Below are 13,503 nucleotides of genomic sequence, written 5' to 3'. Positions count from 1 at the left end.
GTCAGGCGTCCGGCGCGGCGGCGGGGCGCCAGTGCCGTGCCAGGTCGTCCCAGAGGTAGGCGGCCGTCTCCACGCCCTTCATCAGCAGGTCCAGCTCGACCTTCTCGTTCGGTGCGTGCCAGCCGTCGGACGGCACCGAGATGCCCAGGAAGAGCACCGGGACCCCGAGCACGTCCTGGAGGTCCGCGGCCGGCCCGGAGCCGCCCTCGCGGGTGAAGCGGACGCGCTGCCCGAAGGCCCGGCCCATGGCGCGGACCACCGACTGCAGCGCCGGGTGGTCCAGCGGGGTGAGGCAGGGACGGGTGGCGCCCCAGAAGGTGATCTCGTGCCGGACACCGGCCGGCAGGCGGTCGGCTACCCAGGCGGTCACCGCCTTCTGGACCGCGTCCGCGTCCTGTCCCGCCACCAGCCGGAAGGAGAGCTTCAGCTGGGCGCGGGAGGGGACGATGGTCTTGCCGCCGGGGCCCTGGTAGCCGCCGCTGATGCCGTTGACCTCGGCGGTGGGGCGCGCCCAGACGCGCTCCAGGGTGGTGTGCCCGGCCTCGCCGAGGGTGGCGTGGGAGTGCGCGGTGCGCAGCCAGCGGGCCTCGTCGAAGGGGAGCTCGGCGAGGAGTTCGCGTTCCTCGTCGGTGAGCTCGACCACTCCGTCGTAGAAGCCGGGGATCGCGACCCGGCGGTCGGCGTCGTGCAGGGCGGCGGCGAGCCGGGCCGCCTCCAGCGCCGGATTGGGCACCGCGCCGCCGAACGAGCCGGAGTGGATGTCCTGGTCGGGGCCGTACAGGTCGATCTGGCAGTCGGTGAGCCCGCGCATCCCGGTGCACACGGTCGGGGTGTCCTCCGACCACATACCGGTGTCCGAGACGATCACCGCGTCGCAGGCCAGTCGCTCGGCGCGGGCGCGGACGAGGCCGGGGAAGTTCGGGGAGCCGGACTCCTCCTCGCCCTCGATCAGCAGCTTGAGGTTGACCGCGGGCGCGGTACGGCCGGTGGCGGCGAGGTGCGCCCGTATACCGAGGGTGTGGAAGAACACCTGGCCCTTGTCGTCGGCCGCGCCCCGCGCGTACATCCTGCCGTCGGTCACCACGGGCTCGAAGGGGTCGGTGTGCCAGCCGTCCTCACGGGCGGCGGGCTGGACGTCGTGGTGTCCGTACACCAGCACGGTCGGCGCCTGCGGGTCCCCGGACGGCCACTCCGCGAAGACCGCCGGCGCGCCGGGCGTCTCCCAGACCTCGACGGTCGGGAAGCCGGTCGCCGCCAGCTTGTCGGCCAGCCAGCGGGCGCTGCGCCGCACGTCGTCGGCGCGGCCGGGATCGGCCGACACGGACGGGATGCGCAGCCACTCGGCGAGGTCGTGGAGGAAGGCGTCGCGGTGGTCCTCGACAAAGGCGCGGACGACGGTGTCCGGGGCGTTGCTCATGCGTCCGAGCCTATCCGGCCGGACGCGGGCGGAGTGCCGGGGCCGGGGGGAGGGACGGCGCCGTGCGGTGGCGCGAGCGGTGCACGGGCGGCTCGCGCGGGCGTCACCGGAGCGGCCCGCGGGCGCACGCGGCAGCTGCGGAGCGCCCGCGGGAGCGGGGGTGTGGGGGGTGTTCGGGTGCGGTTTCGGGTGCGGGGATGCAGCCGGGTGTGCGGGTGTGGGGTGCGCGTGCGGCGCGGATGCGGGGTGCGCCTGCGGCGCGGATGCGGGGTGCGCCTGCGGCGCGGATGCGGGGTGGCGGGTGACCCGCCGCACGTCGGGGTGCCTGACGGATGCCGGGTGCCGCGTGCCGGACCGGCTGGCGGATGCCCGGCCGATTGGCCGGTGCCGGACCGTCGGTCGGTCGGCCAGGTCCGGGCGTCGGTGGGGGTCGGGCGGGTTCCCATACCAGCCTGGCCGGTTTCCCGTCGCCTGCCGTCTGCCGTCTGCCGTCTGCCGTCTGCCGTCTGCCGTCTGCCGGGACCCTGCGGGTGGCGCGGATCGGGCGGGCTCGCTGGAGGCCACGGCCGGGGTCGCGACGTGCTCTGTGGTGACGGCCCACGCCCCCGGGGCGGTACAGGGGCGGCACCGCCAGGACGAGGGCGGAGCCCTGACAGGGCCGGGTGCCCCGACAGGGGCAGGCCGGCAGCCCAAGACGGGGACGGAGACCCTTACGGGTCCGAGGACCCTTACGGGTCCGGGGACCCCGGCAGGGACGGCCACCCCGTACGGGCCGGGCGCCCTACGGGGTGGGGACCCTGACCAGGGCGTGCGGTCCCTGGCCCGAGCCGGTTCCCTGAGAGGGGGGACACAGGGCCCGCCCCCCCCCGAAACGATCAGGCCTCGCGGCAGGATCACGAGCGTGCGGGAGCCCGAGCCCGATCGGACGGGGAGCGCTCGGGCTCCCCGGGCACCGGCCACGGGCCGGAGGGCCGACGGCCGCACCGGTGCGGGTCAGAGGGCCGGGCCCTCCTCGCCGGCGAGGAGGCGTTCCAGCTCGGCACGGCCGGGCAGGTCGGGCGGTCGGACCACCTCGCCGTCGCGCACGTAGAGGAAGGCAGCGGTCACCGCGGACAGCGGCACCCGGTACTGCTCGGCCCAGGCCACGCGGTAGATCGCCAGCTGCAGCGGGTCGGCGTCCTGGGTCCGGCCGGTCTTCCAGTCGATGATCTCGTAGCGGTCGCCGTCCGGCCCGGTCTCCCAGTACACCGCGTCGATCCGCCCCCGGACCGTGCGTCCGGCCAGGACGACCTGCACCGGCGCCTCGACCCGGTACGGCGTGCGCCGGGCGTACTCGGTGCGGGAGAACGCCTCCTTGAGTTCGTCCAGCTCCCGTTCGTCCGCGATCTCCAGGTCGTCGGCGTGCCCGGGCAGCTCGTCCGGGCCGAGCATGGGCAGCGGCAGGGCCTCGAACCGCGACTCGACCCAGGCGTGGAAGCGGGTGCCGCGCCGTGCGGCGGGCCGTGGCGGGCGAGGCATCGGGCGGGCCAGTTCCCGCGCGAAGCCGTCGGGGTCCTCGGCCAGCCGCAGCAGCTGGGACGCGCTGAGCACCGCGGGCAGCGGCACCTCCCGGACGCTCGCCCGGGCACGCCGCAACTCCCCGGCGAGCGCGTCGAGGTCGCGGTCCCAGGAAGCGGCCAGCCGGGCCTCCTCGGGGGTGAGTCCGGTCTCCGCCACGCCGTCCGCCGGCGGGCCGTCGCCCGGGTGCCGCGGGCCCGGGACGTCGGGCCCGGGTGCGGCCCCGTCCTCGCCGGGCGACGCGGCCCCCGAGCCGTCGGCGGCCCCGGCCACCCCGTGGGGTGCCGTGGGCCCGGCGGTCACCGGGCGCTCGTCCGAGACCGGATGCCCGACGGACTCGGCGCGCCCGGCGCCCCCGGCCGCCGTGAGGCGCCCGGTGGGTGCCGTGCCGGCGTGTGCGGGGGTCGCGGAGTCCGGTCCTCCCGTCTCCGGCTCCCCGGCCGGGTGTTCCCCGGTGGCTCGGCCGGGGGTCACGGGTCCGGCCGGCGTGGAACCGCCGGGTGCGGCGCCGGGACGTACCGGGGACCATGCCTCCCAGTCCGCCAGGTCCCCGTCCTCTTCGTCCGGCGGCCCGGACGCGTCGATGTCGGGGCTGTACCCGTCGTCCGGCAGGCCGTGTCCGGGATCCACCGGGGCGTATCCGGGGTCTTCCGGGGCGTATTCCGGGTCCGTCCCGCCGTCCCCCGGGGCGTACGCGGCGTCCTCCGGGTCGTACGCGCCGTCCGGCAGGTCGTACGCGGGGTCCTCGGGGGCGTACGCCGGGTCGTCCGGGCGGCCGGCACCGTCCCGGTGGTCGTGGGACTCCGGCCACTCCCGCGCGCCCTGTTGTGGCGGACGCCCGTGCGGGCGGCCGGCGGCGGCAGGGTCCGGTCCCGGGCCGGCTGCGGGGTCGGGTTCCGGGCCGGTGGGGGCACGGCCGGGGGGCCGGCGCTGCGGCGGCCGGGGCGGCGGGGTCCGGTGCGGCGAGGTGGGCCAGGACCAGGTCGGCGGCGCGGCGGCGGCGGGCCAGGGCGTCCGGGTCCAGCGGCAGCGGCCACGCCCGGTCGGCCTCCGCGGGGTCCAGGGCGGGGTTCTCCTCGCCCTCGGCCGGCGGGTCGGCCCACACCTCGACCTCGCCGTGGCCCTCACCGAGGGCGCAGTGGTCACGCAGTTCCTCCAGGAACTGCGACGGGCCGCGCGGCTTCTTCTGGGTCGGCCCCCACCAGTGGCCGGAGGCGAGCAGCAGCGAGCGGGGCCGGGTGAAGGTCACGTAGCCCAGCCGCAGTTCCTCGGTGTGCTGGTGCTCCTTCATGGCCTGCTGGAACGCGCTCATGCCCTTGCTGTCCCAGGCGGACACGTCCGGCAGGGTGGCGGCGTCACCGCGCAGCGCGTGCGGCAGGACCTTCGCGTTCGACGTCCACGACTCGCGGGCCTGCTCGCTGGGGAACTGCTTGGCGACCAGGCCGGGCACCGCCACCACGTCCCACTCCAGGCCCTTGGACTTGTGGGCGGTGAGCACCTTCACCGTGTTCTCGCCGCCGGGGAGTGCGTTGTCCAGGCCCTTCTCGTACTGGGCGGCGGTGCGCAGGAAACCGAGGAAGGCGAGGAGGGTGGCCTCGCCGTCCAGCGAGGCGAAGCGCGCCGCGACGTCGAGGAAGTTCTGCAGGGTCTCCCGGCGGCGGGCGGCGAGCGCCTGCGGCGAGGCGGACAGCTCGACCTCCAGACCGGTGACGGCGAGCACCCGGTGCAGTACGTCCATCAGCGGGTCGGCCAGCCCGCGCCGCAGGTCCCGCAACTCGGCGGCGAGCCGGGCGAAGCGCACCCGTGCCTCGGGGGAGAACGGCAGGCCGTCGTCGGCCACTGCCCCGTACTGCCCGGGCCCGCCGCCCGTGGTGCCGGTGGCGCCCGTCCCGGCGTCCGGGACCCCGAGGAAGGTGTCGAGGGCGTCGGCGAGCGAGATCGCCTCGGCCGGGTCCACCCCCTCGACGGCCTCGGCGAGCCGGCGGTCCGGGTCGGTGCCGGCCCGGTCGCCGTGGCCCACCAGCAGCCGGGCCCGGCGGCCCAGCAGTGCCAGGTCGCGGGGGCCGATGCGCCAGCGCGGGCCGGTCAGCAGCCGGACCAGCGCGGCGTTGGCGGTCGGGTCCTGGAGCACCTCGCAGACGGCCACCAGGTCGGCGACCTCCGGCAGGTGGAGCAGCCCGGAGAGGCCGACCACCTCCACCGGCACCTCGCGCTCGACCAGGGCGCCCTGGATCCGGGCGAAGTCCGTGGCGGTACGGCACAGGACCGCGATCTGACCGGGCGGGGTGCCGGTGCGCACCAGGTGGGCGATGGAGTCGGCGATCCAGGCCAGCTCCTCCGCGTGGGTGCGCAGCAGCGCGCAGCGCACCCGGCCGTCGTGCTCGGCACCGGGGGCCGGGCGCAGTGCCTCGACACCCTCGTGGCGGGCGCGCAGCGGCGCGGCGAGGGTGTTGGCGAGGGTGAGCAGCCGGCCGCCGCTGCGCCGGTTCTCGCTGAGCGCGAAGCGCCGCGCCGGGCGGAGCGCCCGTGCGCCGGGCGCCCCCTCCTCGGCGCGGTCGCCGGCCGGGCCCCCGAACTGCGGGAAGTGCTCGGGGAAGTCGTCCAGGTTGGCCACCGAGGCGCCGCGCCAGCCGTAGATCGCCTGGCAGGGGTCGCCGACGGCGGTCACGGGGTGGCCGGCGCCGGCGCCGGGTCGTGCGGACGCCCCGGCTCCGGCGGACGCCCCGGGTCCGGCGGAGGCGGAGTCCTCCGCGCCGCCGGGTCCCGCGCCGGCGCGTGCACCGGCGCGCCCGTGGCCGTCCTCGGGGGTGTGATCGGGGCCCGCGCCGGGGTCGTGACCGGGGCCGTCACCGGAGTGTGCGGCGGGGTTCCGGCCGGGGGGTGCGCCGGTGTCGCGGCCCGGGTCCCCGTCCAGCGGCGCGGCGTTGCCGAAGAGGCCGGACAGCAGCAGCCGCTGGGCCACCGAGGTGTCCTGGTACTCGTCGAGCAGCACCACCGCGAACTCCTCGCGCAGCATCCGGCCGACCTCCGGGCGGGTGCACGCCAGGGTGGCGGAGAGCGCGATCTGGTCACCGAAGTCCAGCAGGTCGCGGGCGCGCTTCTCGGCCCGGTACGCCTCGACCAGGCCGAGCAGCTCCAGCCGGGCGCGGGCGGTCTCCGGCACCTTGCGCAGCGCCTCGTTGCTGAGCTTGACGCCCTCCAGCGTGCGCAGCAGCTCGGTGTCGTACGCCCGCAGCCGTTCCACCGGCACCAGGTGCTCGGACAGCTCGCCGTCGAGCGCGAGCAGATCGGTGACCAGGTCGGCGAAGGGGCGGGTGAGCGCCGGGTACGGGCCGGGGGCGGTGCGCAGCACCCGCGCCGCCAGCTGGTAGCGGGTGGCGTCGGCGAGCAGCCGGGCGGACGGCTCCAGCCCGACCCGCAGGCCGTGGTCCTTCAGCAGCTGCCCGGCGAACGCGTGGTAGGTGGAGATCCGCGGCTCGCCCGGGGCCTGGTCCGGGTCGGCCGGATCGGGATCGGGGTCGGTGACCCCGGCCTCCACCAGGGCCCTGCGCACCCGCTCGGCCAGCTCGCCGGCGGCCTTGTTGGTGAACGTCAGGCCGAGGACCTGCTCGGGGGCGACCTGACCGGTGCCGACCAGCCACACCACCCGGGCGGCCATCACCGTGGTCTTCCCCGAGCCGGCGCCGGCCACGATCACCTGCGGGGCGAGCGGCGCGGTGATACAGGCCAGCTGCTCCGGGGTGAAGGGGATGCGCAGCAGCTCCTTGAGCTGCTCGGGGTCGGTGATACGCGGTGCCACTCGCACGAGGCTAACCCGGACCGCCGACAACCCCGTCCGGCCCGGTGCCGACAACCGCGTCCGGTCCGGTGCCGAAGGCCCCGGGCGTACCCCTGCCGGGAGCGTGGCGGCACACGCGCGGAGGTGCGCGCGGAGGTACGCGCGGGGCGCGGTCTCCGGGGGCGTGGACGGCGCTCCCGGGGCGCACGGCGCGGCTGCGGGGCACGGCGTCGGGCCCGGGCGCGGCGGTCGCGGGGCGGCCCGGTGCCGTCCCGGGGGCGTTGCGGTTACGGGGGTGCCCGGCCGTCCCGGGCACGATGCGGCCAGGGGGTGCCCGGCCGTCCCGGGGGCGCGGGCCGCTCTCCCGCGCCCATACGGGATGCGGTCCCGGGGCGCGGAACAGCCGGTCGACGGCCCGGACGGCGGACGGGGGACGGGGGGACGGACGGGCTGGACGGGGGCGGACGGCCGGCTCGTGGCGTGGCGTGGCGGATGGGATCGGGGCGTGGGCGGCGGGCTCGGGGAACCGGGCGGCGGGCTCGACAGCACGGAGGAGTGGTTCGACAGTCCGGGCGGCGGGCTCGGCGGCGTGGCCGGCGGACGCGGGGGGCGTGGGCCGCGGGTCTCAGGGGCGTGAACCGCAGGGGCCTCAGGGGCGCGGGACGCAGCTCGGGGGCGCGGGACGAATACCTCGGGGGGCGCGGAAAGCAGCTCGGGGGCGCGGGACGAATACCTCGGGGGCGCGGAAAGCAGCTCGGGGGCGCGGGACGAATACCTCGGGGGCGCGGCGCGGCGGGCTCCGGAAGGTGCGCCGTAGGCCGGGAAGGCTCCGGGGCCCCAGGCCCAGCAGGCGCTGGGGGGGGACCCGGGGCAGCGGCGCCGTGGGGGCGCGGGGATGCGCCGGCCCCACGCCCAGCGGGCTTTGAGGGGATCCTGGGTGCGCCGTGGCCGAGGATCGCTGTCGGGCCGGGCGGGCACGGCGCGGGCGGTGCCGGAACGTACGACGCACCCTTGCGACCGCACCCCACTCCGCGCCCCTCCCCGCTCTCCGTTCCCCGCCCGCCGTCACGCGCTGACCCCGCCCACGGGCCATGGGCCACACACCGCCTCCACACCACCCCTGCGCCGCCGCACCGTGCGCGCGCCCTGGCCGCAGGGCCGGAAACGACGTGGCAGGGGCACGAGAAGCCCGGGGACGACGCGGTGCCCGGCACCGCGCTCCGGCCGGTCGGTCGGTCGGGGCCACCGCGCCGGCCTCCCCCACACATCACTCCACGACGTGGCGGCCCTCCGGGCGGGCGCTGCAGGAGGACCGGAAGGCACAGCGACCGCAGTGGTCGCCGGCGCGTGGCGCGAACCGTTCGTCGAGGACCCGGGCGGCGGCCTCGGCCAGCAGGTCGCCGACGCCGTCCGCGTCGGCGGGCGCCTGGGTCTGCACCTTGGGCAGCGTGTCCCCGCCGTCCTTCTTCGCGGCGCCCTGCCGCAGCTGGACCAGCTCCGCTCCCCCGGGTTCCGGCCGGACGCCGCCGAACAGCTCGTCCACCGCGCCCTCACGCACCGCGAGCTGGTACACCGCGAGCTGCGGGTGGCGGGCGACGGCGTCCCGGGTGACGGACTGCTTGCCGGTCTTGAAGTCCACCACGTAGGCGCGTCCGGCCGGATCGGTCTCGACCCGGTCCATGCTGCCCCGGATGCGTACCGCGTAGCCGCCCGCCTCCAGGGTGAGGTCGAAGCCGTGCTCGGTGGCCACCGGGGTGCGCCCGCCGCGTTCCATGACGTGCCAGCGGACGAAGCGCTCCAGAGCCGCCCGGGCGTTCTCCTTCTCCTGCCGGGACTTCCAGGGCGCGTCGAAGGTGAGCGCGTCCCAGACCGAGTCCAGCCGCTCCATGAGGACCGCCAGGTCCGCGGGGGTGCGTCCGGAGGCCACCTCGTCGGCGAGCACGTGGACCACGTTGCCGAACCCCTGGGCGGCGCCGGGCGGGTCGTCCGCCTTCACCTCCCGTCCCAGGAACCACTGGAGGGAGCAGGTGTTCACCAGCTGGTCGAGCGCGCTGCCGGAGAGCGGCACCGGCCGGTCGCGGTCGCGCAGCGGCACCTGGCTGCGGGTGGGTTCGGCCAGGCCCCACCAGCGGTGCGGATGGGCCGCCGGCACCAGCGGCTGGCCGTCGTCATCGCGGAGCGCCGCGAGCCGGGCGAGCCGCCGGGCCGCGGCGTCCCGCAGCGCCGGGGACGCCTGCGGGTCCACCGTGGTGGCGCGCAGTTCGGCGACGAGCGCCGCCACCGACAGCGGGCGGCGCGGGCGGTGCGTGACGTCCACCGGGGTCACGCCCAGTTCGGTCAGGAACCGGGAGGGCTGGTCGCCGTCGTCGGCCGGCGCCTTGACCGCGGTGACCACCAGCCGCTCCCGGGCGCGGGTGGCCGCCACGTAGAACAGCCGTCGCTCCTCGGCGAGCAGCGCGCCCGGGGGGAGCGGCTCGGCCAGCCCGTCCCGGCCGATGCGGTCCGCCTCCAGCAGCGATCCGCGGCGCCGCAGGTCGGGCCAGAGCCCCTCCTGGACGCCGGCGACGACCACCAGCCGCCACTCCAGGCCCTTGGAGCGGTGCGCGGTCATCAGCCGGACCGCGTCCGGTCGCACCGCGCGGCGGGTGAGGGTGTCGGCGGCGATGTCCTGGGCGTCCAGTTCGTCGAGGAAGTTCAGCGCACCCCGGCCGCCGGTGCGCTGCTCGGCGCGGGCGGCGGTCTCGAACAGCGCGCACACCGCGTCCAGGTCCCGGTCGGCGTTCCGGCCGGCCGCGCCGCCGCGCCGCGCGGCCCGCTCCAGCCGCTGCGGCCAGCCGGTGCCGTTCCACAGCTCCCACAGCGCCTCTTCGGCGGTGCCGCCCGCGGCGAGCAGATCGCGGGCGGCACGCAGCAGCCGGCCCAGGCGCAGCGCACCACGCGCCCCGCCGAGGGTTCCGCCCGCCGGTCCGGCCGGCGGGTCGTGGACCACCAGGCGCTCCGGTTCGGCGAGCGCCTCGGCGAGCAGTACGTCGGACGGGCGCGGCACCGCCCGGCCGGCGGCGCGCTCCTCCTCCCGCAGGGCGCGGCCCAGCCGCCGCAGGTCGGCGGCGTCCATGCCGCCGAGCGGTGAGCTGAGCAGGGTGATCGCGGTCTCCGGGTCCAGCACCCGGGCCATGGCACCGGACGCGGTGGCCGGCTGCCCGGCGGCCCCGCCCGTGCCGCCCGTGCCGTGGACCCCGTCGGTCCCACCCGTGCCTAGGGCCTCGTCGGTCCCACCCGTGCCGTCGGCCCCGCCGGCCTCGGCGGTCCCGCCCGTGACAGGCGTGCCGTACGTCTCCTCCGTACCGTCTGTACCGTCTGTACCGCCCGTGCCGTACGTGCGGCCGTGAGCAGGCGCGGACACGGGACCGGGTGCGGGCAGGGCCGCGGAACCACGGCCGGGAGCCGGACCGGCATCAGGGTCGGCGCCGGCACCACGGTCAAGGCCGGCATCCGGGTTACGGCCGGCATCCGGGTTACGGCCGGCGTCCGGGTTAGGACCGGCATCAGGGTCGGCACCGGCATCGGGGTCAGGGGCGGAACCAGGGTCGGCGCCAGGGTCGGGGTCAGGGCCGGGGCGGCCGTAGGGGTCGCCGGGGACGCCCCCGGCCGGGGCCGCCGGGCCGGTGGCGGCACCCCGGTCCGGGCCACCCGGATGCCCCGGATCGCTCGGGTCCCCCTGGTCCGTCGGCCACAGGGCCGCCGTCGCGGCCACCCGGAGCGCGGTGAGCAGCGGGGCGACGGCCGGCTCGTGGCGGAGCGGGATGTCGTCGCCGTCCACCTCGACCGGCACTCCGGCGGCGGTGAGCGCCCGGCGCACGCCGGGGAGCGACCGGCCGCCGGCCCGTACCAGCACCCCCATGTCGCGCCAGGGCACACCGTCCTCCAGATGGGCCCGGCGGAGGATGTCGGCGATGTTGTCCAGCTCCGCGCCGGCGGTCGGGTAGGTGTAGACCTCCACCCGGCCGCCGGGGCGCTCGGCGGTCAGTTCTCGGTGGGCGCGGACGGCGGCGGACGGCAGCCGGGTCAGCGGCATCCGCCCGGTGATCAGCCGGGTCGCCGCGAGCAGGGCGGCCCCGGAACGGCGGCAGGTGCCCAGCACCAGCACCCGGGCGGGGGTGCCGTCGGCGCGCGGGAAGGCGTGCGGGAAGTCGAGGATGCCGTTGACGTCGGCGCCGCGGAAGGCGTAGATCGACTGGTCCGGGTCGCCGAAGGCGATGAGGGTCCGGCCCGCCCGCCACCGGTCCGCCGCCGGACCGGCCACCGGGCCCACCGCCGCGTCCGCCGCCGGACCGGCCGCCGGGTCCGCGAGGCGGCCGCTCGCCGGACCGGTCGGCCCCGGGGCCGCCGCCGGTGCCGTGACCGGGGCCGGGGCCTGGGAGCCCGGCGACGCCGCGGACGGCGCCCCGGCCTCCGCACCGGCGGGGCGCGGCCCGGGCACCCGGTCCGTCCGGTTCCCGGCCAGGGCGCGCAGCAGCCGCACCTGGGCCACATCGGTGTCCTGGTACTCGTCCACGAAGACCGCGTCGTACCGCCCGGCCAGGCCGGCGGCGATGCCGGGCCGCTCGGCGAGCAGCACGGCGCGGTGCACCAGCTCGGCGTAGTCCAGGACGCCCTGGGCGTCGAGCACGTCGAGGTACTCCGCCAGGAACGCGGCCGCCGCGCCCCAGTCGGGCCGTCCGGTCCGGGCCGCGAAGGCGCCGAGCGCGTCCGGGCCCAGGCCCAGTTCGCGGCTGCGGGCGAGCACGGCGCGCACCTCGTCGGCGAAGCCGCGGGTGGTCAGGCAGGCGCGGAGCTCGTCCGGCCAGCGGACCCGCGCCCGCCCCTCGCGGGCCAGCCCGGCCTGCCCGGCGAGCAGCTCCCGGACCACCACGTCCTGCTCGGGGCCGGAGAGCAGCCGGATCGGGTCGGCGAAGAGGTCGGCGTCCTGGTGGGCCCGGACCAGCGCGTAGCAGTACGAGTGGAAGGTGGTGGCCCACGGCACACGGGCCCCGCCCAGCCGGGCCGCCATCCGGTCGCGCAGCTCCACCGCCGCCTTGCGGCTGAAGGTGAGCACCAGCAGCCGCTCGGGATCGGCACCGCGCCGCAGCCGGGCCGCCACGGCCTCCACCAGCGTGGTGGTCTTCCCGGTCCCGGGGCCGGCGAGCACCAGCAGCGGTCCCTCCCGGTGCTCAACCACAGCACGCTGGGAGGCGTCCAGCACAGGGGGCGTCACCGGCCCCGGACGGGTGCGCACCAGCCGGTACGGGCCCGCGGACGGCCCTCCCGGGCCCGGCGGCCCGGGAGGTGGCCCCGGCCGCGTCTGCCGCGGCCGGGTGGGGGACGAGGAGGAGGAGCTCACGTGCGTCGCCGGTCCTGGTGGGTGTGCTGGTCGTCGTGCGGGCGGGTGCGCCGAGCGGTGGCCGGCCGGTGAGGCCGGCCGTCGCGGCGTGCGCCGCGGCGCCCGGTCCGTCCCGGACGGTGCGGTGCGCGGCGCGGGAACGGGGGGCTCCCCAGACGCTACGCCAGTCGCCGCGGTGCCCGGCGCAGCGGCCCCCGGGGTGCGGCCGCCCGCCGGGGCCGGATTCCGTCGGTCCGCCGCCCGGTGCCCGGTCCCGCCCGCGGTACGGCGGCGTTCCGCCGCGCCCGGTGCCCCGGGGCCGGGCGTCCGGGCGCCCCCGACGGGCGCTCCGGGGCGCCCCGTACGGGGTCGGCCCCTCCCGGACGGGTACGGCCGCCGGGCCCACCGTCGCGCCCCACGGCGGACGGGCGGCACGGCGACGGCAAGGTCTTGGGGGACGGGGGAAGGTGTCAGGTGTGAGAGATGTCTCCGTCCCAGCGGGCCGCGGCCATCCGGATGCGCGGCAGGTGGCCCTCCGCGGACCGCGCCGCCTCCCGCAGCGGGGTGCCCTCGGCCCGGTAGTGGGCGAGGGCCCGCTGCTCGTGCCCGGGCAGCAGTACGCCGTCCGCGCGGACCACGCGCCACCAGGGGACGGCCCCGCCGTACAGCGCCATCACCCTGCCGACCTGGCGGGGGCCGCCCTCACCCAGCCATTCGGCGACATCGCCGTAGGTCATCACCCGGCCGGGTGGGATCAGTTCGGCGACCTCCAGCACCCGCTCCGCGAATGCGGGCAGCTCCGCGGCGGCCCCGGGCTCCTGGCTCTGCGGACTCATCCGGCCCATACTGCCGCACCCCGGCGGCCGCCGGGGCCGCGGCGGGGGCGCCGGCCGGCGGAGGCGCCCCGGGACCTGCCGGGACCGCGCCCCCGCCGGAATGCGCGCCGCACCGGTGTGGTAACGGCGCGCGCGCCGGGCGGGCGCAGCCCGTACGATCCGAACTTCACGCCCCCGAAATACACCCTGATGCCCTCATCCTCAGTCCGGCCATGCCACCATCTTCCGGGCGGTGACTGGTGATACGAGATCAAGAAGAGACGGCCGAGCAACAGGGTGCGCAGCCTCCGGACGAGGCCCGCGCCCCCTGCGCGCTGCCGCGCTCCGGTGCATCGCATACCACGCGCAATACGGATCAACAGGACGAGCCGCACCGCCCGTACGCCCCTGATCCCACCGGTTCCGCGCCCGCGCCGGACGTGCCCGCCGCACCGGCCGCGCCCGCCCCGCCCGCCGGCTCCACCGCTCCGGCCGGGTCGCCGGCGCCGAAGGGGTCCGCGGCCCCGACGGCCGCCTCCGGCGTCGCCCGCACCGGTGACGGCAACGGCACCGGCGG

At 78.0% G+C, this 13,503-nt stretch carries 3 protein-coding genes and 2 pseudogenes; all 5 read right to left on the bottom strand.

From position 1 onward, the window contains the following. Position 1 precedes the first annotated feature (1 nt). Positions 2-1,417: a dipeptidase gene (locus IHE55_RS19775; RefSeq protein ID WP_197990232.1), complete on the bottom strand. Its 1,416-nt coding sequence runs from the start codon at positions 1,415-1,417 to the stop codon at positions 2-4. A gap of 993 nt (positions 1,418-2,410) precedes the next feature. Beyond that, positions 2,411-3,304: pseudogene (locus IHE55_RS33215) on the bottom strand (PD-(D/E)XK nuclease family protein); the annotation flags it as partial. Positions 3,305-3,932: 628 nt separating this feature from the next. Then, a pseudogene (locus IHE55_RS33210) lies at positions 3,933-6,773 on the bottom strand (ATP-dependent helicase); the annotation flags it as partial. Positions 6,774-8,019: 1,246 nt separating this feature from the next. Beyond that, entirely contained in the window at positions 8,020-12,027 is a 4,008-nt protein-coding gene (locus IHE55_RS19755) for an ATP-dependent helicase (protein ID WP_372442701.1), read from the bottom strand. A 554-nt stretch (positions 12,028-12,581) separates the two neighbouring features. Then, positions 12,582-12,956 (bottom strand): MGMT family protein, encoded by a 375-nt coding sequence (locus tag IHE55_RS19750; RefSeq protein WP_197990230.1) that lies wholly within the window; start codon positions 12,954-12,956, stop codon positions 12,582-12,584. Between the last annotated feature and the right edge of the window lie 547 nt (positions 12,957-13,503).

The organism is Streptomyces pactum, assembly GCF_016031615.1.
GTDB classification, from domain to species: Bacteria; Actinomycetota; Actinomycetes; order Streptomycetales; family Streptomycetaceae; genus Streptomyces; species Streptomyces pactus.
The sequence above is the reverse complement of the archived record's forward strand: the minus strand, read 5'-3'. Positions and strand labels throughout refer to the sequence as shown.

Coding starts and splice junctions, on each gene's coding strand:
- IHE55_RS19775 (WP_197990232.1), bottom strand. CDS start 1,417: ATGAGCAACGCCCCGGACACCGTCGTCCGCGCCTTTGTCGAGGACCAC.
- IHE55_RS19750 (WP_197990230.1), bottom strand. CDS start 12,956: ATGGGCCGGATGAGTCCGCAGAGCCAGGAGCCCGGGGCCGCCGCGGAG.